This is a genomic window from Nonomuraea sp. ATR24, assembly GCF_041950485.1.
In the GTDB taxonomy this organism is placed as follows: domain Bacteria; phylum Actinomycetota; class Actinomycetes; order Streptosporangiales; family Streptosporangiaceae; genus Nonomuraea; species Nonomuraea ceibae.
The window spans coordinates 400,624-421,500 of record NZ_JBGNUU010000004.1; the positions used below are offsets into that span (position 1 = coordinate 400,624).

Annotated in this window: 21 protein-coding genes; 8 read left to right on the plus strand and 13 right to left on the minus strand. The window is 71.0% G+C overall.

Annotated features, from left to right (window positions below; all coding sequences use genetic code 11):
• Positions 1-58 precede the first annotated feature (58 nt).
• Positions 59-913 carry a bifunctional methylenetetrahydrofolate dehydrogenase/methenyltetrahydrofolate cyclohydrolase gene (locus tag ACBI99_RS12840; protein ID WP_375072369.1) on the minus strand — a complete coding sequence of 285 codons (855 nt, stop codon included), beginning with the start codon at positions 911-913 and terminating at the stop codon, positions 59-61.
• Between the two features lie 155 nt (positions 914-1,068).
• Between ACBI99_RS12840 and ACBI99_RS12845 the strand changes: the two genes are divergently transcribed.
• Positions 1,069-1,989 (plus strand): ROK family protein, encoded by a 921-nt coding sequence (locus ACBI99_RS12845; protein WP_375072370.1) that lies wholly within the window; start codon positions 1,069-1,071, stop codon positions 1,987-1,989.
• On the opposite strand, the gene ACBI99_RS12850 is transcribed toward ACBI99_RS12845, so the two are convergent.
• From ACBI99_RS12850 to purN, 3 genes are all read right to left on the minus strand, one after another.
• The gene (locus tag ACBI99_RS12850) at positions 1,968-2,150 is read right to left on the minus strand and encodes a hypothetical protein (protein WP_219500799.1); all 183 of its coding nucleotides are present in this window, start codon (positions 2,148-2,150) and stop codon (positions 1,968-1,970) included. The two genes, ACBI99_RS12845 and ACBI99_RS12850, sit on opposite strands and share 22 nt — an antisense overlap.
• Before the next feature lie 109 nt (positions 2,151-2,259).
• Positions 2,260-3,801, minus strand: coding sequence for a bifunctional phosphoribosylaminoimidazolecarboxamide formyltransferase/IMP cyclohydrolase (purH, locus tag ACBI99_RS12855; RefSeq protein WP_375072371.1), 1,542 nt, complete (start codon positions 3,799-3,801; stop codon positions 2,260-2,262).
• A complete protein-coding gene (purN, locus tag ACBI99_RS12860) occupies positions 3,798-4,439 on the minus strand; it encodes a phosphoribosylglycinamide formyltransferase (protein WP_219500630.1) in 642 nt (213 codons plus the stop codon). Before purN ends, purH begins: the two co-directional genes overlap by 4 nt.
• A 64-nt stretch (positions 4,440-4,503) precedes the next feature.
• On the opposite strand from purN, the gene ACBI99_RS12865 reads away from it, so the two are divergent.
• Entirely contained in the window at positions 4,504-4,920 is a 417-nt protein-coding gene (locus ACBI99_RS12865) for a hypothetical protein (RefSeq protein WP_308125616.1), read from the plus strand.
• Here the strand turns inward: ACBI99_RS12865 and ACBI99_RS12870 are convergent.
• From ACBI99_RS12870 to sucC, 3 genes are all read right to left on the minus strand, one after another.
• The gene (locus ACBI99_RS12870; protein WP_375072440.1) at positions 4,917-6,434 is read right to left on the minus strand and encodes a DUF6350 family protein; all 1,518 of its coding nucleotides are present in this window, start codon (positions 6,432-6,434) and stop codon (positions 4,917-4,919) included. The two genes, ACBI99_RS12865 and ACBI99_RS12870, sit on opposite strands and share 4 nt — an antisense overlap.
• Positions 6,435-6,804: 370 nt before the next feature.
• Positions 6,805-7,680 (minus strand): succinate--CoA ligase subunit alpha, encoded by an 876-nt coding sequence (gene sucD / locus ACBI99_RS12875; protein ID WP_049566658.1) that lies wholly within the window; start codon positions 7,678-7,680, stop codon positions 6,805-6,807.
• A gap of 3 nt (positions 7,681-7,683) precedes the next feature.
• Entirely contained in the window at positions 7,684-8,865 is a 1,182-nt protein-coding gene (sucC, locus tag ACBI99_RS12880; protein ID WP_219500628.1) for an ADP-forming succinate--CoA ligase subunit beta, read from the minus strand.
• A 281-nt stretch (positions 8,866-9,146) separates the two neighbouring features.
• On the opposite strand from sucC, the gene ACBI99_RS12885 reads away from it, so the two are divergent.
• The 5 genes from ACBI99_RS12885 (at position 9,147) to ACBI99_RS12905 (ending at position 13,504) form a co-directional block, all read left to right on the plus strand.
• Positions 9,147-9,968 carry a hypothetical protein gene (locus ACBI99_RS12885; protein ID WP_219500627.1) on the plus strand — a complete coding sequence of 274 codons (822 nt, stop codon included), beginning with the start codon at positions 9,147-9,149 and terminating at the stop codon, positions 9,966-9,968.
• A 5-nt stretch (positions 9,969-9,973) separates the two neighbouring features.
• The gene (locus tag ACBI99_RS12890; RefSeq protein WP_375072372.1) at positions 9,974-10,726 is read left to right on the plus strand and encodes a hypothetical protein; all 753 of its coding nucleotides are present in this window, start codon (positions 9,974-9,976) and stop codon (positions 10,724-10,726) included.
• A 60-nt stretch (positions 10,727-10,786) separates the two neighbouring features.
• Positions 10,787-11,542, plus strand: coding sequence for a hypothetical protein (locus ACBI99_RS12895; protein WP_375072373.1), 756 nt, complete (start codon positions 10,787-10,789; stop codon positions 11,540-11,542).
• Between the two features lie 49 nt (positions 11,543-11,591).
• Entirely contained in the window at positions 11,592-12,449 is an 858-nt protein-coding gene (locus ACBI99_RS12900; protein ID WP_219500621.1) for a hypothetical protein, read from the plus strand.
• Between the two features lie 155 nt (positions 12,450-12,604).
• The gene (locus ACBI99_RS12905) at positions 12,605-13,504 is read left to right on the plus strand and encodes a L,D-transpeptidase (RefSeq protein WP_375072374.1); all 900 of its coding nucleotides are present in this window, start codon (positions 12,605-12,607) and stop codon (positions 13,502-13,504) included.
• A gap of 9 nt (positions 13,505-13,513) precedes the next feature.
• Here the strand turns inward: ACBI99_RS12905 and pcrA are convergent, their stop codons facing one another.
• A complete protein-coding gene (pcrA, locus tag ACBI99_RS12910; RefSeq protein WP_219500789.1) occupies positions 13,514-15,736 on the minus strand; it encodes a DNA helicase PcrA in 2,223 nt (740 codons plus the stop codon).
• Positions 15,737-15,860: 124 nt separating this feature from the next.
• On the opposite strand from pcrA, the gene ACBI99_RS12915 reads away from it, so the two are divergent.
• Positions 15,861-16,580, plus strand: coding sequence for a PIG-L deacetylase family protein (locus tag ACBI99_RS12915; RefSeq protein WP_219500616.1), 720 nt, complete (start codon positions 15,861-15,863; stop codon positions 16,578-16,580).
• A 104-nt stretch (positions 16,581-16,684) separates the two neighbouring features.
• Here the strand turns inward: ACBI99_RS12915 and ACBI99_RS12920 are convergent, their stop codons facing one another.
• The 5 genes from ACBI99_RS12920 to ACBI99_RS12940 form a co-directional block, all read right to left on the minus strand.
• The gene (locus ACBI99_RS12920) at positions 16,685-17,668 is read right to left on the minus strand and encodes a DUF2804 domain-containing protein (protein WP_357584306.1); all 984 of its coding nucleotides are present in this window, start codon (positions 17,666-17,668) and stop codon (positions 16,685-16,687) included.
• The gene (locus ACBI99_RS12925) at positions 17,655-18,383 is read right to left on the minus strand and encodes a CPBP family intramembrane glutamic endopeptidase (RefSeq protein ID WP_219500613.1); all 729 of its coding nucleotides are present in this window, start codon (positions 18,381-18,383) and stop codon (positions 17,655-17,657) included. The genes ACBI99_RS12920 and ACBI99_RS12925 overlap by 14 nt, the downstream gene beginning before the upstream one ends.
• 19 nt (positions 18,384-18,402) lie before the next feature.
• Entirely contained in the window at positions 18,403-18,660 is a 258-nt protein-coding gene (locus tag ACBI99_RS12930; RefSeq protein WP_219500612.1) for a WhiB family transcriptional regulator, read from the minus strand.
• A gap of 66 nt (positions 18,661-18,726) precedes the next feature.
• Positions 18,727-19,374 (minus strand): neutral zinc metallopeptidase, encoded by a 648-nt coding sequence (locus ACBI99_RS12935; protein ID WP_219500611.1) that lies wholly within the window; start codon positions 19,372-19,374, stop codon positions 18,727-18,729.
• 5 nt (positions 19,375-19,379) lie between these two features.
• Complete coding sequence (locus tag ACBI99_RS12940; protein ID WP_357584310.1) at positions 19,380-20,843, minus strand: glutamate--cysteine ligase; 1,464 nt, start codon at positions 20,841-20,843, stop codon at positions 19,380-19,382.
• Positions 20,844-20,877: the final 34 nt, after the last annotated feature.

Here is a 20,877-nt window from a genome sequence, read left to right on the forward strand (position 1 = left end):
ATGCCCTGGTAGGAGCTTTGAGGACCATCCTGGGCCGGTGGGCGGCCCGTGGCGTCCGTCAGATGACGGATGTGCGCTCGGCGGCCTCCACCACGTTGGACAGCAGGAGGGCGCGGGTCATCGGGCCGACGCCGCCCGGGTTGGGCGTGAGGAAGCCCGCGACGTCGTCCACGTCGGCCGCCACGTCACCGGCGATCTTGCCGTGGACGCGGGAGACGCCGACGTCGAGCACGGCGGCGCCCGGCTTGACCATGTCGGCGGTGATGAGGTCGGGCACGCCGGCCGCGGCCACCACGATGTCGGCGCGGCGCACGTGCGCGGCCAGGTCCTGGGTGCCGGTGTGACAGAGGGTCACGGTCGCGTTCTCGCTGCGGCGGGTCAGCAGCAGGCCGAGCGAGCGGCCCACGGTGATGCCGCGGCCGACCACGGCGACCTCGGCGCCCTTGATCGGCACCCCGTACTGCTGCAGGAGCAGGACGATGCCGTGGGGCGTGCACGGGAGCGGCGCGTCGACCATGTGGACGAGGCGGCCGAGGTTGACCGGGTGGAGGCCGTCGGCGTCCTTGGCCGGGTCCATCCGCTCCAGCAGCGCCATCGTGTCGAGGTGCTTGGGCAGCGGGAGCTGGACGATGTAGCCGGTGCAGGAGGGCGAGGCGTTGAGCTCGTCGATGGCGGCCTCGACGTCGGCCTGGGTGGCGGTCGCGGGCAGGTCGACGCGGATGGAGGAGATGCCGACCTCGGCGCAGTCGCGGTGCTTGCCCGCCACGTAGATCTGGCTGCCGGGGTCGTCGCCGACCAGCACGGTGCCGAGGCCGGGCGTGATGCCACGCTCCTTGAGCGCGGTCACCCGGGCCGCCAGGTCCGCCTTGATCTTCGCTGCCGTCGCCTTGCCGTCGAGTCTCACTGCGCTCATGCGGTCAATCCTTCCACGCTCCGGCTGCCGGGCGTCCACGACCCGAATGACATCGTTGTCATCGGACTTTGGACGGCATATGGTGACCTTCGCCGGAATCGCGCGCTCCCCCGAGAGGTGGTCATGTCCGCTCACCCCCGCCCGCCCGCACGCCGATGACGTACGTACTCGCCATCGACATCGGAGGCACCAAGCTCGCCGCCGCGCTGGTGGACGAGGAGGGCGCCGTGCTGCGTTCCGCCACCCGGCCCACGCCCCGCGAGCAGGTCATGGCCGCGCTCGGCGGGCTCGTCGACGAGGTGACCGGCGACGGGCCCGCGCCGGTCGCCGTGGGGATCGGCTGCGCCGGGCCGCTCGACCGCGGCACCGTCAGCCCGGTGAACATGCCGAGCTGGCGGCGCTTCCCGCTGCGCGACGAGGTGCGGGCGCTGACCGGGCTGCCCACCGTGCTCGCCGGCGACGCCCAGTGCATGGCGCTCGGGGAGCACTGGCTCGGCGCCGGGCGCGGCAGCTCGGCGCTGCTGGGCGTGGTCGTCTCCACCGGCATCGGCGGCGGCCTCGTCATCGGCGGGCGGCCGCTGCTCGGCCCCACCGGCAACGCCGGGCACGTCGGCCACATGACGATCGACCCGTACGGCGAGCGCTGCGAGTGCGGCGGGCGCGGCTGCGTCGAGCGCTACGCCAGCGGCCCCAACATGACCCGCTGGGCCCTGGAGAACGGCTGGCGCCCCGGCTCGGAGCACCCCGAGACAGCGCGCCCGGACGCGCGGATGCTGGCCCGCGACGCGGCGGACGGCGATTCGGTCGCCGTGGCCGCCTTCGAGCGGGGGGCCGCGGCGCTGGCCGGGATGATCGCCTCCACGGCGGCCGCCACCGAGGTGAGCACCGTGGTCGTCGGCGGCGGGGTGTCGGGCGCCGGGCCGGTGCTGTTCGAGCCGCTGGCGCGGGCCCTCGACGACGTCGGCGGGCTGGCGTTCGTCAGGGCGGTGCGGGTCCGGCCGACCACCCTGGGAGTACGGGCCGGGCTGGCCGGCGCCGCCAAACTGGCCTGGGACTACTCGCGCTCGGCGAACTGAGCCTCACGCCGCTCGATGATCCGGCGGGTGAACGGGATGAGCTCGACGACCCGCCCGCCCAGGTAGGCGCCGATGAACGCGAGCAGGATGAGCACGAAGGGGCTGGTCGCGAACCCGTTCACGGCGATGAGGGCCTGCAGGGATGCGTCGAGCAGTGTCATAAGGGACTCCGGGGAGCAATCACGCGGCGGAAGCCCTCAGATTAACCGCACCATGCGGATGCTTGACCCGTTTTTGGGTGACCCGCTCCGGCGGGCCACCCTTTCGGCATCAGTGGAAGAAGTGCCGCGTGCCGGTGAAGTAGAGCGCCACGCCCGCTTTCTCCACGGCCTCGATGACCTCCTGGTCACGCACCGAGCCGCCCGGCTCGACGATGGCCTTGACGCCCGCCTCGATGAGCACCTGCGGCCCGTCGGCGAACGGGAAGAACGCGTCGGACGCGGCCACCGAACCCGCCGCCCGCTCCCCCGCGCGCGACACCGCCAGCCGGCACGAGTCGACCCGGTTGACCTGGCCCATGCCGACGCCCACCGTGGCCAGGTCGCCGGCCAGCAGGATCGCGTTGGACTTGACCGAACGCGCCGCCCGCCAGGCGAACACCAGGTCGGCCATCACCGCCGGCGACACCGGCTCGCCCGCCTTGAGCTGCCAGGTCGCCGGGTCGTCGCCGGCCGCGTCGATCCGGTCGACCTGCTGCACCAGCAGCCCGCCGTCGATGCGGCGGAACTCGGCCGGGTTGACCGGGCCGCTCGGGCAGGCCAGCAGGCGGATGTTCTTCTTCTGCGTGAGCACGGCCAGCGCCTCGGGCTCGTAGGAGGGCGCCACCACGACCTCGGTGAACACCTCGGCGATCTGCCTGGCCAGCTCGGCGGTGACCGCGCCGTTGACCGCGATCACGCCGCCGTAGGCGGAGACGGGGTCGCAGGCGTGCGCCTTGCGGTGGGCCTCGGCCACGTCGGCGCCGACGGCGATGCCGCACGGGTTCTGGTGCTTGATGATGGCGACACACGGGCCGGTGAAGTCCCAGGTCGCGCGCCAGGCGGCGTCGGCGTCCAGGTAGTTGTTGTAGGACATCTCCTTGCCGTGCAGCTGCTCGGCGTTGGCCAGGCCGTCGCCGCCCGCGCTGTAGAGGGCCGCGGCCTGGTGCGGGTTCTCGCCGTAGCGCAGCGCGCTCTTGCGCTCCCAGGTGGCGCCCATGAACTGCGGCCACGTCTCCTGCTCGGCGTAGCCGTTGGCGAACCAGGACGCCACGGCCACGTCGTAGGCGGCGGTGTGGGCGTAGGCGGCGCCCGCCAGCCGGCGGCGCTCGGTGAGCGTGAAGCCGCCGTGGTCGAGCGCGGCCAGCACGTCGCCGTAGGCGGCGGGGTCGACCACGACCGCGCAGGTGCTGTGGTTCTTGGCCGCGCCGCGGATCATCGCGGGCCCGCCGATGTCGATCTGCTCCACGCACTCCGCGTCGGACGCGCCCGAGGCGACCGTCTGCTGGAACGGGTAGAGGTTGACCACCACGAGCTGGAACGGGTCGATCTCCAGCTCGTCGAGCTGCGCCACGTGGTGCGGCTTGTTGAGGTCGGCCAGCATGCCGGCGTGCACGCGCGGGTGCAGGGTCTTGACCCGCCCGTCGAGGCACTCGGGGAAGCCGGTGAGCTGCTCGACCTTGGTGACCGGAATCCCGTAGGAGGCGATGGCCGCCGCCGTGCCGCCCGTCGAGACGATCTCCACCCCCGCCCCGTCCAGGGCTCTGGCCAGCTCCTCCAGCCCCGACTTGTCGTAGACGGCGATGAGAGCGCGCCGGATGGCGATGCGAGTCACGTGCTTTCCCCTCCTGATGGGTTACCGATGCGGACGCTGCGTCCGCTGACCGTCCAGCCCTCGCGGGCCATCCGGCCGACGACGTCGACGAGCAGGCGGCGCTCGACGGTCTTGATGCGCTCGTGCAGGGTCGCCTCGTCGTCGGCGGGCAGCACGGGCACGGCCTCCTGCGCGACGATCGGCCCGGTGTCGACGCCGGCGTCGGCCAGCATCACCGTGCACCCCGTCACCTTGACCCCGTGGGCCAGCGCGTCACGCACCCCGTGGGCGCCGGGGAAGGCCGGCAGCAGCGCGGGGTGGGTGTTGAGCAGCGGGAACTCCTCCAGGGTCGGAGCTCCGACGATCTTCATGAAGCCGGCCGAGACGACCAGGTCCGGCTTGTGGGCGGCGATCTCCGCCGCGAGCGCGGCATCCCACGCGGCCCGGGACGGGTAATCGCCCAACTTTCGGACAAAAGTGGGTATACCTGCGCGAGATGCTCTAGCCAGTCCTTCGATGCCATCCCGGTCCGCACCGACGGCCACGACCCGGGCTCCGTAAGACGGATCGGCGGAAGCGTCCAGGAGGGCCTGTAGGTTTGTTCCAGAGCCGGAGACGAGGACGACGAGCCGCGCAGCCTTGGACACGCACACTCCCATGAGGATTCCGGGTTGGGGCTGCCAGCGTATCTGTTCCCGGTCACGGTGACGCAGAGGAGGTCAGGTGTCGACACCGGTGCAAGCACCAGCCGGTCAGCAGCCCGCGGAGTCCGCGGGACGCCGGGCGATCTGGTTGTCCATCGCCGCGCTGGCGATGACGATCATGCTGCCCGCGGCGGGCCTGGTTCTGGCGGTGTTCGCGCTCGTGGCGGGGATTCGCGCACTCCCGCTGCTGCGAAACGCGGGCAAGCCCACAGGCGCGGCAGCGGGCGGCATCGCCGTCTCGACCGTCGCACTGCTGCTGTCGGCCGGAGCCACGGCCATGCAGCTCTATCTGATGGACGAGCACTCCGCCTACCAGGAATGCCTGAAGGGCGCGGGCACCGTGTCCTCCCAGGGAGAGTGCTACGTGCAGTTCAGGGAGGCGGCGGAGAAGAAGCTGCCCTCCGACGTGCTGGAGATCCTGGGCACGACGCCCTAGTCGCGGTCCCAGGCGTAGGGGTCGACGTAGATGACGTGGCCGCCCCGGTCGTCCGACTCGTCCACGATGTCCTGACGCGCCGGCGCCGCCTGGTCCATCGGCGGGCGCGGGCGCGCCTGCGAGAGCGTCTCGGCCGCAGCCGAGGCGTGCTCGTCCTGCCAGTCGTCACGGATGACCGGGATCGGCTGGGTGTCGGCCTCCGTGGCGTCCATCCAGTGACCGGGCAGCGGGCGGGCGTCGGCCTCGGCCAGCCCCACCTTGCTCGCCGCCCGGGCGATCGCCGCCCCCGCCTTGCGCACCGGCGCCGCCGCCTTGTCCAGCGGCGCGCGGGCCTTGCGGTTGAGCAGCAGCAGGTTCGTCACCCCGGCGGAGATGCCCGCCGCCACGCCGACCTCCAGCGCGACCGACAGCGCCACCTCCCACGGCGACGGCCCGACGGCCGTCAGCCGGCCGCCGCCGATCGGGCCCCCGGACAGCGCCGCCAGCAGCCCCGCCACCAGCCCGGACGTGACGCCCGTCAGGAAACCCCACAGCGGCGCGGCCTCGTACGCGGGAGAAGGTGACATCCTGGCCACGACCACGCCCGCCACCGCGCCCGCCGCGAACGGCAGCGCGATCACCGCCATCATCCACGCGGGCACCGGCCCGCTCTCCGGCAGCGCGCCCAGCAGCGGCAGGCTCGGCACCGTACCGAGCTGCACGCCCGTGGGCGCCACCAGCGTGTCGGCGCCGATCGCGAAGCCCGGCCCGGCGATGTACGACGACGCCCAGATGACCACGTTGAACAGGTAGAGCGCCTGCACCAGCAGGAGCAGCAGCCCGCCCACGACCCCCGGCGACAGCACGTTCGACAGCTCGCGCACCTGGTCGAAGTTGAGCGCCACGGCGACCAGCACCAGGCCCAGCCCGAACAGCACGAGCAGCGCCGTGGCCACCGCCGTGCCGACCGTCAGCGCCCGCACCCGCTCCGGCAGCAACCGCAGCATCGCCCGCCACGGCCCGATCGTCCGCGCCGTCGCCACCGCGCCCACCACGAACGCCAGCAGGAAGTGGCTCAGCAGCGCCTCGCCGATGAACGGCTGGGTGATCTCGTTGCTGGTGACGAGCGCGATCAGACCCGCCAGCAGCGCGTACGGGGCCGCCAGCGACACACCGGCCTGCGCCACCAGCAGCAGCTGGGCGCGGCGCCGGGCCGCGGCCTTCTCGCGCGGGCTGTTCTTCGGCAGCCGCGCCGGCAGCCGCAGCCGCAGGTCGGCGTCGCGGGCCATCCACCGGCCCGCCTTGTACAGCAGCACGGCGGGCAGCACCATCAGGCCGATCGGCAGCAGCCCCACCCGGCCGCCCGGGATGGCGAACCCGGCATGGTGGGCCGCCAGCCAGATCTGCGCCGCCGTGCGGAACACCCCGGGCAGCCCGTCGCCCAGCGTGCCGCGTGGCGCGGCGATCCAGCCGACCAGCGTGAGCGTCGTGAGCACGGCCAGCCCGACGCCCAGCGTGCACGCGGCGGCCAGCATCCCGGACACAGGCAGTGGCCGGCGCGTCTCGTCATCGTCACTCGAGACCCCGGGGAGCTTGCCGAGAACCGACCGGGGGGCGGTCCGCAGCTGGTCGAGTATCGCCGTCACAACAAGCGATTTTCTCAATCTTTCCCGACCAGCGCTTGGTTGACGCGCCGCCCCCGCCCAGTTTGTGCGCCGTTTCAAGATCAATAGTCGTCGAGGGCAAGATCAAGAGACCCCAAAGCCCCGGACAGGGCGGCCGGGGCGCACTCGCGGGCCCAACCGGCCGGCGTGTCACCGACCGGCCGTGAGCGCTCCCGGGCGGCGCCCAGGAAAAGCGGAAGCCCCGCGCTCAACCGCGCGGGGCTTCGGCCGTGAAAGCAGTTCAGCGGGACTGCATGATCTCCCGCATCAGCCGAGCGGTCTCGGAGGGGGTCTTGCCGACGCGGACGCCGACCTTCTCCAGGGCCTCCTTCTTGGCCTGGGCGGTGCCCGCGGAGCCGGACACGATGGCGCCCGCGTGGCCCATGGTCTTGCCCTCGGGGGCGGTGAAGCCCGCGACGTAGGCGACGACCGGCTTGGTGACGTGCTCCTCGATGTAGGCCGCCGCGCGCTCCTCGGCGTCGCCGCCGATCTCGCCGATCATGACGATCGCGTCGGTGCCCGGGTCCTCCTGGAACGCCTGGAGGGCGTCGATGTGGGTGGTCCCGATGACCGGGTCGCCGCCGATGCCCACGGCCGTGGAGAAGCCGAAGTCACGCAGCTCGTACATGAGCTGGTAGGTCAGCGTGCCGGACTTGGACACCAGGCCGATGCGGCCCGCGGTGGTGATGTCGGCCGGGATGATGCCGGCGTTGGAGGCGCCGGGCGAGGCGATGCCGGGGCAGTTGGGGCCGATGATGCGGGTCTTGTTGCCCTTGGCGACCGCGTACGCCCAGAACTCGGTGGAGTCGTGGACCGGCACGCCCTCGGTGATGACGACGCAGAGCGGGATCTCGGCGTCGATGGCCTCCTTGACGGCGTCCTTGGTGAACGCCGGGGGCACGAAGACGACCGACACGTCGGCGCGGGTCTTCTCGATGGCCTCCTTGACCGTGCCGAACACGGGCAGGCCCTCGTGCGTGGTGCCGGCCTTGCGGGCGTTGACGCCGCCCACGACGCGGGCGCCGGAGGCGAGCATGCGGCGGGTGTGCTTGGTGCCCTCGCCGCCGGTCATGCCCTGAACGATGATCTTGCTGTTCTCGGTCAGCCAGATAGCCATGTGTCACACACCTGCCGCAGCGAGCTCGGCGGCCCGCTTGGCCGCGTCGTCCATCGTGTCTACCAGCTCGACGCGCGGGAGTGCGGCGTCGGCCAGGATCTGCCGCCCGAGCTGGGCGTTGTTGCCGTCGAGTCGGACCACCAGCGGGTGCGTGACGGCCTCGCCGCGGCTTTCGAGGAGCTTGAACGCCGACACGATGCCGTTGGCGACGGCGTCGCAGGCGGTGATGCCGCCGAAGACGTTCACGAAGATCGACTTGACCGACGGGTCGGACATGATGATCTCCAGGCCGGCCGCCATGACCTCGGCGGACGCGCCGCCGCCGATGTCGAGGAAGTTGGCCGGGGACGGCTTGCCCGGGAACGCCTCACCGGCGTAGGCGACCACGTCGAGCGTGGACATGACCAGGCCGGCGCCGTTGCCGATGATGCCGACGTCGCCGTCGAGCTTGACGTAGTTGAGGTCCTTCTCCTTGGCCTTGGCCTCCAGGGGGTCCTCGGCCGCCTTGTCGGCGAAGGCCTCGTGGTCGGCCTGGCGGAAGGTGGCGTTGTCGTCGAGCGTGACCTTGCCGTCGAGCGCCTTCACCTGCCCGTCGGCCGCGAGGATCATCGGGTTGACCTCGACCAGCGTGGCGTCCTCGTCGACGAACGCGCACCAGAGCTTCTCGATGAGCTCGGCGGCGCCGTCGAGGGCCTTCTCCGGCAGGCCGCCGGCGATCGCGATGTCGCGGGCCTTGGCCCGGTCGACGCCGGTCAGCGCCGAGACGGGCACCTTGGCGACCTTCTCGGGCGTGCTGTGGGCGACCTCCTCGATGTCCATGCCGCCCGCGGCCGAGCAGATCGCGAGGAAGGTGCGGTTGGCGCGGTCGAGCAGGAACGAGAAGTAGTACTCCTCCGCGATCGCGCTGGCCTCCTCCACGAGCACCTTGTGGACCGTGTGGCCCTTGATGTCCATGCCGAGGATCGCGCCGGCCTTCTCGACGGCGTCGGCGGCGTCGTCGGCCACCTTCACGCCGCCGGCCTTCCCGCGCCCGCCGGTCTTTACCTGGGCCTTGACGACGACACGGCCGGTCAGCTGCTCCGCTGCCGCCCGCACTTCCTCCACGGTGTGGGCGACGATGCCGCGAGGCACCGGGATGCCGTAGTCCGCGAAGAGCTCCTTCGCCTGATGTTCGAACAGGTCCACGAGGGTCCGTCCTTGCTCATTTCCGACTGATGTTCGACGGCCCGGTCCACCCCGTGCGTGCCGGGCGTTTTCCGCCAGTGAAGCCTAGCCCCAACCTTGACCTGACCAGGTCATCGGGTAGCAGATATCCCGCGATGTGACGGTGATCTCACTTCCCCGATGCGCACGCTGCACGGAAAGTGCACCGATTCGACGTTAATAACCAGTTTCGCCGAGATATACCTGTGATCTTCAATTGACATGATCCATACCCCTCAATAACTCGACGTCAAAGGATCGCAATGAAGCGAATCATTGCCGGGCTGGCCGTGGCCGCCATGTCGACGCTGGTCACGGCGGCACCAGCGCAGGCCGCGCCCGTCAACCCGGTCAAGGCGCTGCAGAAGCAGCTCAAGCCGGGCCACGGCGTTCGGGTTTCAGAAACGAACCGGACGTTCACCGACGGTAAAGAGACCAGAAGCGGCAAGACCACCGGCGTGCTCGAATTCGGCAAGTCCGGAGTGGTCGCCTCCGACCTCACGACCCGCGTCAAGATCCCGAAGGGCGCCTCGGCGGAGATGGCCGAGATGCTGCGCGGCATCTCCAACTCGCGCGCCATCAGCGTCGGCGGCGACACCTACATGCAGGGCGGGCTCTTCAGCGAGGAGCTGCCCGAGGGCAAGAAGTGGGTGCGCTACGAGGGCGTCCAGGCCATGGGCACCGAGCAGGTCATCGACGTCTTCGACGCCAAGCTGCTCAAGGCCCTGGTCGCCAAGGCCAAGGTCGTCAAGGGCGACTACGCCGGCTCGCTGACGGCCAAGGAGCTGGGCAAGCTCACCGGCGCCAAGATCACCGGCAACGTCGGCAAGATCAAGATCTCCTACCTGCTGGACGTCGACGCCAAGGGCCTGATCAAGCGCGTGGTCAGCGACTACACGCTGGACTTCGGCCTGCTCGGCAAGACCAGGGCCGTCACCGAGAGCCGCTACACCGGCTGGGGCGGCAAGGTCAAGGTCGTCGCGCCGCCGGAGTCGCAGTGGGTCGACCTCCTCGACCTGGGCAAGGACACCGAGCTGCCGTCGGAGCTGCCCGGTAAGGGCCTCCACTCGCTGGACCAGCGGTAAACCGCGTGAAGGGCCTCATCACCGGCGTCGCGCTGGCCTCGGCCGCCGCGCTCGCCGTGGCCGCCCCCGCGCAGGCGGCGCCCAAGGACCCCGTCACGGCGATCAAGAAGCAGCTCGTCGCGGGCAAGGGCGTCAGCTTCACCGACACCACCACGTACGTGCGCGACGACGGCCCCGAGCCGTACCTGAAGCGCACGGGCCGCTTCATGTTCGGCAAGGGCAAGGTGGCCGCGACCGACATGGCGTCCACGTATCCGAAGGAGACCCTCCAGCGAGGGCTGGACTCCTTCCAGAACGATCGGACGATCCTGATCGGCAAGTCCGCCTACCTGTCCGGCCGCTACTACGACAAGCAGCTGCCGGAGGGGAAGAAGTGGCTCAAGACTGACAGCGCGGCGCTGAGCAACAACTGGGCCCAGCCGATCAACCCGGCCGAGCCCGCCACGCTGAAGAAGCTGCTGGCCAAGGCCAAGCGCACGGCGGGCGGCTACCAGGGCACGATCACGTTCGACGAGCTGGGCAAGGTCTCGCCCTGGTTCAACCAGAGCGTCCCGCTGTGGCGGGCAGGCGCGACCGAGGTGACCTGGAAGCTCACCGTCGGCCCTGACGGCCTGCCGAAGCGGCTGGTCACCTCCTACCCGGCCGGCGGGATGGTCAGGGGCATGCTCGGCACGCTCAGGATGGACACCACGTACCGAGGCTGGGGCGCCAAGGTGTCGATCAAGGCTCCGCCCGCCGGCACGGTCGCGGCGGAGTGACGTCCGGCGGGCCCTTCCCGAGAGGGCCCGCCTATACCCCTCACCAGAAACGGCACCCTCATGAGAACCCTCATCACCGGCGTCGTGCTGGCCTCGGCCGCCGCGCTCGCCGTGGCCGCCCCCGCGCAGGCGGCGCCCAAGGACCCCCTCGCGGCGGTCAAGAAGCAGCTCGTCGCGGGCAAGGGCGTCAGCTTCACCGACACCACCACGCTCGTGCGCGAGTCCACCGGCCCGGAGCCGTTCATGAAGCGCACGGGCCGGATCATGTTCGGCAAGGGCAAGATCGCGGCAGCCGACCTGGCGGCGACGTACCAGGTCAAGGAAGGCGAGTCCGTCTTCAAGAACGACCGCACGATCATCGTCGGCAAGACGGCGTACGTGTCGGGCGGGATCTACCGCGAGAACCTGCCGAAGGGCAAGACCTGGCGCAAGTCCGACCACACCGGGTCGAGCAGCTGGTTCTCCCAGCCGATCAACCCGGTCGAGCCCGCCACGCTGAAGAAGCTGCTGGCCAAGGCCGAGCGCACGTCGAACGGCTACCAGGGCACGATCACGTTCGACCAGCTGAAGAAGGTGTCGCCGTGGTTCCGCATGAGCGTCCCGCTCTACATGGAGCCCAAGACCGAGGTCGACTGGCGGCTCACGGTCAGCCGTAGCGGCGTTCCGCAGCGGCTGGTCTCCTCCTACGACGCCGAGGGGCTCATCGGCTGGCAGGGGGTCACGGTCAAGAACGACACCACCTACAGGGGCTGGGGCGCGAAGGTGACGATCAAGGCGCCGCCCGCCGGCAAGGTCGCTCCCAAGTCCAAGGACTGAGACCCGCCGGGCCCTGCACGAACGATTACAGGAATCGAGAGGAATCTGCATGAAGCGCATCATCACCGGCCTGGCATTGGCGTCGGCCGCCGCCCTCGTGACGGCGACGCCCGCCCAGGCCGCTGCGCCCAAGAACCCGGTGACGGCGGTCAAGAAGCACGTCGCCCCGGGCAAGGGCGTGAAGTTCACCGAGCGCACCACCGTGATCGAGGACGGCCAGCGCGCCGTCTTCCTCAGGCGTCACGGCAGCTTCGCGTTCGGCCGGTCGGGCATCGCCGCGTCCGACATCACCGGCAAGCTGGCCATCAACGCCAGTGACCTGGACGCCGAGGAGGACTCGCTGATCGCGGCGATGACCAAGTCGGAGCGCACGATCAGGATCGGCACCACGTCCTACCTGTCGGGCGGCATCTGGTCGACCGTGCTGCCGGAGGGCGAGACCTGGTACAAGGCCCCGAACGGCCCGCCCGCGGGCATTCTGGGCGTGCTGGGCCAGCCCGTGAACATCGCGGAGCCGGCCACGCTCAAGGCGCTGTTCAAGAACGCCAAGGCGACCTCGGGCGGCTACACCGGCAAGATCACCGTCGGTGAGCTGCGCAAGGCGTCGGCGTGGTTCCGCGCTTCCAGGATGGGGGCGAAGGACACGGCCAAGACGCTGAAGACGCCGATCAACTGGCGGCTCACCGTGGACGCCAAGGGCCTGCCCACGCGCCTGGTGACGACGTTCTCGGCGGTCGCGCTGGCCATGGACAGCGGGAGCCTGAGCGTCGACACCCGCTTCACCGGCTGGGGCGGCAAGCTGACGATCAAGGCGCCGACGGCCGACCAGGTCACCACCGACCTGGAGGAGGGCGGCGAGGAGACCGTCGAGGAGTTCGGCAAGCTCAACGGCATCGCCACCAAGTAGGTCCTGAGGCCGGCCGTGGCGCCGCCACGGCCGGCCACCGGAATGTACAAAATTGAACCGTTATGACATCGTGACGCCTTCCTGGACGGCGAAACACGAGCCTCAGCTGTCACACGTAGCGAACGCGTCAAGCACATAGTCCAGGAGTACGACCTGTGAAGCTCTTCCCCCGGATGCCGGCCGTGACCGCCCTGGTCGCCGCGGCCCTCTGCGTGGCGCCGACGGTGCCCGCCCAGGCCGCCGCGCCGAAGAAGGTCAAGCTCGGCATCGCCGACATCACCCCGCTCGGCGAGAAGTCGGAGAAGGTGGGCGTCGGCTTCCCCATCATCGTGACCTTCGACCGCAAGGTGCGCGACCGCGCGGCGGCCGAGTCGGTGCTGCGGGTCGAGGCCGACAAGCCCGTCGAGGGCGCCTGGCGGTGGATCGCCGACAACAAGGTCGTCTACCGCACCAAGACCTACTGGAAGCCCAACCAGAAGGTGCTCTTCAAGGCCCTGCTCAGCGAGATCCCGGGCAACCAGGCGGCCAGGAACGTCAGCCGCCGCTTCGCCGTCGGCGCGCAGAACATCTCCGTCGTCGACACCCGCAAGCACGTGATGAAGGTCTACCGCAACGGCAGGCTGGCCAAGAAGATCCCGATCAGCGCCGGCCGGGGCGGGCTGATCAGGAACGGCGTCGACGTCTACCTGACCACCAGCGGCGTCCACCTGACCATGGGCAAGAAGGCCGTGGAGACCATGACCTCGTCGTGGATGGGCGTGACCGACCCCAAGGACCCGCGCTACTACAAGGAGCAGATCCCGTGGGCGGTCCGCATCTCCGACAGCGGCGAGTACGTCCACCAGAGCTACGGCGACTACCAGTTCCTCGGCCGCTCCAACCAGAGCCACGGCTGCGTGCGCGCCACCCCGGCCGGGGCCAAGTGGTTCTACGACATCGCCCAGCGCGGTGACGTCGTGAAGATCACCGGCACCAAGCGCAAGCTCGACTGGCGCAACGGCTGGAGCTACTGGCAGCTCAACTGGACCCAGTGGAAGCAGGGCAGCGCCCTCTGACCGTCTCGGCTAGAGCTTCTCCAGCGGCGCGTAGGCCAGCAGCAGCGTCTTCTCGCCGCCGGAGCCGAAGTCGATCTTGACCTTGGTCTTGTCGCCCACCCCGTCGACCGTCACCACCGTGCCGAGCCCGAAGGCGTCGTGCGTGACCCGGTCGCCGGGGTTGAGCGTCGGGACCGCGCGCCCGCCGCTCTTCTTCGGCGCGGCGGCGGGCGTGGGCTCACGGCGCGTGGCCGCGCTCCACGCCGACTTGCTCGGATCCGTACGCCACTCGATGAGCGTGCCCGGCACCTCGCTGACGAAGCGGGAGGCCGGGTTGAACGACGGCGCCCCCCACGAGCTGCGCACGGCGGCGCGGGTGATGTAAAGGCGCTGCTGGGCCCGGGTGATGCCGACGTAGGCCAGGCGGCGCTCCTCCTCCAGCTCCTTCGGCTCGCCGAGTGAGCGGATGTGCGGGAAGACGCCGTCCTCCATCGCCGTCAGGAACACCACGGGGAACTCCAGGCCCTTGGCCGTGTGCAGGGTCATGAGCGTCACGACGCCCTGCCCGCCGTCGGCGTCGGGGATCTGGTCGGCGTCGGCCACCAGCGACACCTGCTCCAGGAACTCCACCAGCGTGCCCTCCGGGTTGGCCTCCTCGAACTCGGAGGCCACGGAGATGAGCTCGTTGAGGTTCTCCAGCCGCGACTCGTCCTGCGGGTCTTCGGACGCCTCCAGCTCGGCGCGGTAGCCGGTGGCCACCAGCACCTCCTCGGCCAGCGCCGACGGCGGCATGCCCTCGCCCTTGACGATCAGCTCCTCGACGAGCGCGACGAACTCCCTGATCGCGTTGAGTGAGCGGGTCGCCATGCCCGGCGCCTCGTCGGCCCGCCGCAGCGCGTCCCAGAACGGGATCCGCTCGCGGGCCGCGAACGCCTCGACCATGGCCTCGGCCCGATCGCCGATGCCGCGCTTGGGCACGTTGAGGATGCGCCGCAGCGACACCACGTCGAGCGGGTTGGCCAGCAGCCGCAGGTAGGCCAGCAGGTCCTTGACCTCCTTGCGCTCGTAGAAGCGCACGCCGCCGACGACCTTGTAGGGCAGGCCGGTGCGGATGAAGATCTCCTCGAACACGCGGGAGGCGGCGTTGGTGCGGTAGAAGACCGCGACGTCACCGGCCTTGACGCCCTCCTCGTCGCTGAGCCGGTCGACCTCCTGGGCGACGAAGACGGCCTCGTCGTGCTCGTTGTCGGCCACGTAACCGACGATCTTGGGGCCGTCGCCCTGGTCGGACCAGAGGTTCTTGGGCTTGCGCGACTCGTTGCGCGAGATGACCGCGTTGGCGGCGGCCAGGATGTTCTGGGTGGAGCGGTAGTTCTGCTCCAGCAGGATGGTGCGCGCGTTCGGATAGTCGCGCTCGAACTCCAGGATGTTGCGGATCGTCGCGCCGCGGAAGGCGTAGATCGACTGGTCGGCGTCGCCGACCACGCACAGCTCGGACATGTCGGCCCCGGCCCGCACCACGTCGCCGTCGGCCGTGCGCACCTCGGGGTGGCCGACCAGCTCCCTGATCAGGATGTACTGGGCGTGGTTGGTGTCCTGGTACTCGTCGACGAGCACGTGGCGGAAGCGCATCCGGTAGTGCTCGGCCACCTCGGGGAAGAGCTGGAAGAGCGTCACCGTGTTCATGATGATGTCGTCGAAGTCCATCGCGCCGGCCTCGGTGAGCTTGAGCTGGTAGCTCTTGTAGGCCTGGGCGAGCGTCTTCTCCAGGTGGGAGCCGGCGCGCTCGATCGCGGTCTCGTAGTCGATCAGCTCGTTCTTGAAGTTGCTGACCTGGGCGGAGAACGAGCGGGGCGGATAGCGCTTGGGGTCGAGCTCCATCTCGCGGCAGACCATGGCCATGAGGCGCTGGGAGTCGGCCTGGTCGTAGATGGAGAAGCTGGAGGGGAAGCCGAGCCGCTTGGCCTCGCGCCGCAGGATGCGCATGCACGCGCTGTGGAAGGTCATCACCCACATCGCCCGCGAGCGCGGCCCGACGAGCTTGTCGATGCGCTCCTTCATCTCCTTGGCGGCCTTGTTGGTGAAGGTGATCGCCAGGATCTCGCCTGGATGGACGTCGCGCTCGGCCAGCAGGTAGGCGATGCGGTGGGTGAGCACCCGCGTCTTTCCCGATCCCGCCCCCGCCACGATCAGCAGGGGGCTGCCATGGTGGATCACGGCCTCGCGCTGCTGCGGGTTGAGGCCATCGAGCAAGGGGTGGTCAACAGAGACGTGGGTCGGCACCCACCTAGGTTAAGACGCGCCACCGACAATCGGCGCACGGAATGCGGGTAGCCGGGCTTCGGTTGTCCCGTACGACGATCAGAAAGGGGACCGCATGCTGGCCGAGAACGAGATCGACCGGATCCTCGTCGTGTCCGCGCATCCGGACGACGCCGACTTCGGGGCCGCCGGGACCGTGGCGCTGTTCGCCGACGCCGGGGTGGAGGTCACGTACCTGCTGGTCACCGACGGTGACGCGGGCGGCAACGAGCGCACGCTGGACAACTCGGGCATGGCCGAGCTCCGCCGCACGGAGCAGACGGCGGCGGCCAAGTGCGTCGGCGTCACGGACCTGCGCTTTCTCGGTTATGCCGACGGCACCGTGGTGCCGTCGCTGGAGCTGCGCCGCGACATCGCCCGCGTCATCAGGCAGGTGCGGCCCGACCTGGTCATCACGCATCACCCCGACCGCAACTACCAGTTCGTCGCGCCGAGCCACCCCGACCATCGCGCGGTCGGCGGCGCCACGCTGGACGCCGTCTACCCCGACGCCCGCAACCCGTACGCCTTCCCCGAGCTATTCACCGAGGAGGGCCTGGAGGCGTGGACGGTGCGCGAGGTGTGGCTGACGGGCGGCTCCACGCCCAACCACTACGTGGACATCACGGCCACCGTCGAGCGCAAGCTGGCGGCGCTGCAGTCGCACGTGAGCCAGGTGGCGCACGTCGAGGGGTTCGCCGACTTCGTGAAGAGCCGCTTCGCCGCCTGGGGGAAGGAGGCGGGGTTCCCCGAGGGGCACTACGCGGAGGGCTTCCAGGTGGTGCCGACGGCGTGACGCCGTAGCCGCAGGTCAGCCCCGGAAATCGGGGCTTACTGCGAGTGCTGCCCGAGGACCTGGTGCGGGCGGTCAACGCGGCGCTGCGCCTGCCGCGCTGAGCCTCACCACCGCTGCCGGGCCTCCTCGGCCCACCCGGTCAGGCCGTCGAGCTCGATCCACGCGCCGTCGTCGGCCTGCGCCCGGCCGCTGAAGTGGCCGAAGCACTGGTGCGTCTCCGACCCGACGACGCCCAGCTCGGTGCGGGCGACCTTCTCGTGGAACGGCGTGAACTCCGCCTCCACCCGCGCCCCGGTGATCCGCCACGGCCGCATCCAGTCGTCGCGGTCGTAGCGCCAGGCCAGCTCTTCGCCGATCTTGTGCAGCCGGCCGTCGACGAACAGCGCGTTCTCCGTCATGCCGGTGCCGTCGGTCCACTTGCCGCCGAGCTGGATCGCCCGCCCGGGCGCGCTGCCCGCCGCCCAGTTCCACACCACCGAGTACGGCCAGCGCCCCCGGCCGTGGTCGAGCACCGCGAACGAGTCCTGCTCGCGCACCTCGTACTCGCCGGAGACCAGCCGCAGCCGCCCCCGCACCGGCCTGCCCACGTCCTTGAGCGTGTACTGGAACCGCGTGGGGCTCCACGGCACCACCACGCCCAGCGCCTCGTGCCCGTCGGGCAGCGGGATCTCCAGGTCGACCTCGATGCCCGGGGCCACGCCGCGCAGCGAGGTGCCGTCGGGCCGCTGGCGGATGTCGATCCGCAGCGCCGCCGCCCGCGCCGACGCGGCGCCCTCGCCGCTGCGCTCCGGCATGGCGGTGTTGCGGGCCAGCGGCACCACCACGTCCCTGGCCGTCTCCTGGCCGGTGGCCCGGTCGAGCACGTACAGGCCGTGCACGCCCGCGTAGTCGAGCGAGGAGGCGACCACGCCGATCACGTGAGTGGGAGTGACGATCCCCCAGTATTCCCAGCGTTTGGTGCGCCCCCAGCCGCGCAGGTTGGCCCGGTGGAGCGGCCGCCGGGTCCAGCCGACCGCCGCCGGGTCGAGCCGACCGTCCGGCAGGCACAGGTCGATGGGAGCCGTGATCTCCCGCTCATGCGTCACCATGAGCGAAGGGTAGCGAGCCCTGATCTCCGTGGCCTGTGCGGTGGGCCGCGAGGCGGGCGAACAGGTAGCCCAGCGAGTTGGTCGCCAGGTGCAGCATGGCGGGGGCGAGCAGGCCGTTGTGCCGCCGCAGCTCGCTGAACAGCACCCCGGCCACGGCCGTCGACAGCACGCTGCCCGCCACCACCCGGGCCGTGTCGAGGTGGGCGGGCGACTCCCCCGCGGCCAGCGCGCCGAGCGCCGGGTTGGCGCGGGCCATGTCGATCGCGGGCAGGATGTGCCAGAGCCCGAACAGCGCCGACGACACCGCGGTGGCCGTGGCGGTGCCGTGGGAGCGGCGCAGCATCCCGTAGAGGGCGCCGCGGAAGCCGACCTCCTCCAGCAGGACCGTGCCGAACGGCACCTGGACCAGCGCCTCCTCCAGGACGCGGGCGCGGGAGAGCGAGAGCGCCCGCTCATCGTGGAAGAACGGGCGGGTGCGGCGCATGCTGATGCCGGCCGAGTAGACCGCCACGACGGAGGCCGCGAGCGCGCCGCCGACGAGCGCGCCGCGACGGCCGCGCTCGAAGCCGAGCTCCCGCCACGACACGCCGGAGCTGCGGGCCATCGCGACTAACGCGGCCGTCGCGGCGGCCGAGGTGAGCGGCCCCAGCCGTGGCGCGACCTTGTTGTTGAGGACGTTGGCCGCAGCGAGCACGGCGATCGAGCGAAGCAGCACCCTTAGAGGCTACGTGGCGTCAGGAGGCCGCGGAGTTGCGCCAGCCCGCCGGGAAGCGGGTGCGGCGGCGCTCCTCCGGGGTCATGCCGCCCCAGATGCCGTCGGCCTCGCCGGCCTTCAGCGCATAGGAGCGGCACTCGGCCAGGACCTTGCAGGACGCGCAGACGGCCTTGGCCCGCGCCTCCTGGACGGGTGAGGGCGCGAGCGGGAAGAACAGCTCGGGGTCGCTGGACTTGCAGGCGCCCCTGCGCAGCCAGCCGATCTCCTCCAATGGCATGGGCCAACGCTATGCCGCGCGCATGATCGGTCGCATCATCCTCTGGGTTGACACGCGCGTACAACCTCAGCAGGCCCCCACGCCGCGCGTGTAACCCGTGGCGAAGGAGCGCTGGCGCTGTTCTGCGGTGCCGTGGGCGGCCGGGTCGAGCCAGTCGTCGGTGGGGTCGCCGGCGGCGGCCAGGTTGAGCAGCAGTTCGTCCTCGTCGCCCGGCTCGGCCGTCAGCGCGCCGGAGTCGATCAGCGCCTTCAGCGTGCCGCCCGCGTAGCAGTCGGCCTGCAGCTCGGCCTGGATGTTGAGCTGGAACTCGGTGCGGAGCTGCGCCTGCACGGCGTGGCCGAACTCGTGCGGGATGATCAGGTAGACCGAGCCGTCGCCCATCTCGCTCCACAGGCCCGCCATCCAGTCCTGGTCGAAGGCGATGAAGTGGCCGATCGGGCAGTAGAAGGCGTTGGCGGGCACGGCGGGCTCGCCGCCGCAGCTCGGGCCGCCGCCCGCCGAATAGGGGACGAAGCCGGTCACCGGCCTGTAGGTGCGCCCGGCGGCGGCGAACTGCTGCTTCCAGAACTCCTCGGTCAGCGTCCTGGCCCCGAGCACGTCGTCGGCGAAGGAGTCGGCGCCGCGCGTGTCACGGGAGGGCACGTCGAGGACGCCGCAGGCGGTGAGCAGGACGGCGATCAGCGCCAGGGGCAGCAGCCGGCGGGAGGAGGTCACGACGCTCAGACTGCCCAGGTGTGCACCGGATCATTCGTGTGCATGCGCTCGATGTACTCCAGCGTCATCCTGCGCAGCGCCTCGTGCCGGTCGCCGCCGAGCGCCCGCACCTTGTCCACCTGCCAGGTCGCGCCCGTGCGGCCGGTGAGGCAGCGGCCCTCGATGACGTCCAGCAGCCGGCCGGCCACCGCCTCGTCCACGCCGCGCCGGGCCAGCCCCTCGCGGGCCATCGGCAGCAGCCTGCGCAGGATCAGCTCGGCCGCCGGGACCTCCCCCACGCCGGGCCAGTAGAGGCGGGCGTCCAGGCCGTGGCGGGCGGCGGCGGTCAGGTTGTCCTCGGCGGCGGCGAACGACATCCGGCTCCAGATCGGCCGCTCGGCGTGCGGCAGGACGCGCATCAGGCCGTAGTAGAAGGCGGCGTTGGCCGCGATGTCGAGCACCGTCGGCCCGGCGGGCAGCACCCGGTTCTCCACCCGCAGGTGCGGCGTGCCGTCCACCACCGCGTACACCGGCCGGTTCCACCGGTAGACGGTGCCGTTGTGCAGGGTCAGCTCGTGCAGCGCCGGGACGCGGCCCGCCGCCAGCTCCGCGCGCGGGTCCTCCTCCTCGCACAGCGGCAGCAGCGCCGGGTAGTAGCGGACGTTCTCCTCGAACAGGTCGAACACGCTCGTGATCCAGCGTTCGCCGAACCACACGCGCGGCCGCACCCCCTGCGCCTTCAGCTCGTCCGGCCGGGTGTCGGTGGCCTGCTCGAACAGCGCGATCCTGGTCTCGCGGTGCAGCTCCCTGCCGAACAGGTAGGGCGCGTTCGCCGCCACCGCCACCTGCGGGCCCGCGATCGCCTGGGCCGCGTTCCAGTGCGCCGCGAACTCCGCCGGGCTCACCTGGAGGTGCAGTTGCACGCTCGTGCAGGCCGCCTCGGGCGCCAGGCTGTCGGCGTGGGTGTCGAGCCGCTCGACGCCCTCGATGCACAGGTGCAGATCCTCACCCCGGGCGGCGAAGATCTGCTCGTTCAGCAGCCGGTAGCGCGGGTTGGCCGACAGCGTGCCCTCGCCGATGTCCTGCTCGCGCAGCGTCGGCAGGATGCCGATCAGCACCAGGTGCCCGCCCCGCGACCTGGCGCGCTCCTCGGCGTGGTTGAGCCGGGCGCGCACGTCGTCCTCCAGCCGCCGCGCCCCGTCGCCGCCCAGGTCCTGCGGCTCGACGTTGATCTCGACGTTGAACTGGCCCAGCTCCGTGGCCCAGTCGGGCCGCTCGATCGCCGCCAGCACCTCGGCGTTGCGCATGGCCGCCTCGCCGTCGGCGTCCACGATGTTGAGCTCGATCTCCAGCCCGGCCAGCGGCCGGTCGTCCTCGAAGCGCGACTCGCGCAGCAGCTGCGCGAACACGTCGAGGCATCGGCGCACCTTCTCCCGGTACGCCCGCCGGTCCTCCCGGCTGAACACCACCACCGGCACGTCCCTGCCCATACTTGGCAATGTCGCACGCGGCGGGCCGCGACAC

What these genes read in the sequence shown, in the direction of transcription:
- ACBI99_RS12915 (WP_219500616.1), top strand. Translation starts at nt 15,861, where the DNA reads ATGCTGGCCGAGAACGAGATCGACCGGATCCTCGTCGTGTCCGCGCAT.
- ACBI99_RS12885 (WP_219500627.1), top strand. Translation starts at nt 9,147, where the DNA reads ATGAAGCGAATCATTGCCGGGCTGGCCGTGGCCGCCATGTCGACGCTG.
- ACBI99_RS12900 (WP_219500621.1), top strand. Translation starts at nt 11,592, where the DNA reads ATGAAGCGCATCATCACCGGCCTGGCATTGGCGTCGGCCGCCGCCCTC.
- ACBI99_RS12920 (WP_357584306.1), bottom strand. Translation starts at nt 17,668, where the DNA reads ATGGTGACGCATGAGCGGGAGATCACGGCTCCCATCGACCTGTGCCTG.
- purN (WP_219500630.1), bottom strand. Translation starts at nt 4,439, where the DNA reads ATGGGAGTGTGCGTGTCCAAGGCTGCGCGGCTCGTCGTCCTCGTCTCC.
- ACBI99_RS12870 (WP_375072440.1), bottom strand. Translation starts at nt 6,434, where the DNA reads ATGCTGGCCGCCGCGTGCACGCTGGGCGTCGGGCTGGCCGTGCTCACG.
- ACBI99_RS12895 (WP_375072373.1), top strand. Translation starts at nt 10,787, where the DNA reads ATGAGAACCCTCATCACCGGCGTCGTGCTGGCCTCGGCCGCCGCGCTC.
- ACBI99_RS12850 (WP_219500799.1), bottom strand. Translation starts at nt 2,150, where the DNA reads ATGACACTGCTCGACGCATCCCTGCAGGCCCTCATCGCCGTGAACGGG.
- ACBI99_RS12845 (WP_375072370.1), top strand. Translation starts at nt 1,069, where the DNA reads ATGACGTACGTACTCGCCATCGACATCGGAGGCACCAAGCTCGCCGCC.
- ACBI99_RS12930 (WP_219500612.1), bottom strand. Translation starts at nt 18,660, where the DNA reads ATGCCATTGGAGGAGATCGGCTGGCTGCGCAGGGGCGCCTGCAAGTCC.
- ACBI99_RS12940 (WP_357584310.1), bottom strand. Translation starts at nt 20,843, where the DNA reads ATGGGCAGGGACGTGCCGGTGGTGGTGTTCAGCCGGGAGGACCGGCGG.
- sucD (WP_049566658.1), bottom strand. Translation starts at nt 7,680, where the DNA reads ATGGCTATCTGGCTGACCGAGAACAGCAAGATCATCGTTCAGGGCATG.
- ACBI99_RS12840 (WP_375072369.1), bottom strand. Translation starts at nt 913, where the DNA reads ATGAGCGCAGTGAGACTCGACGGCAAGGCGACGGCAGCGAAGATCAAG.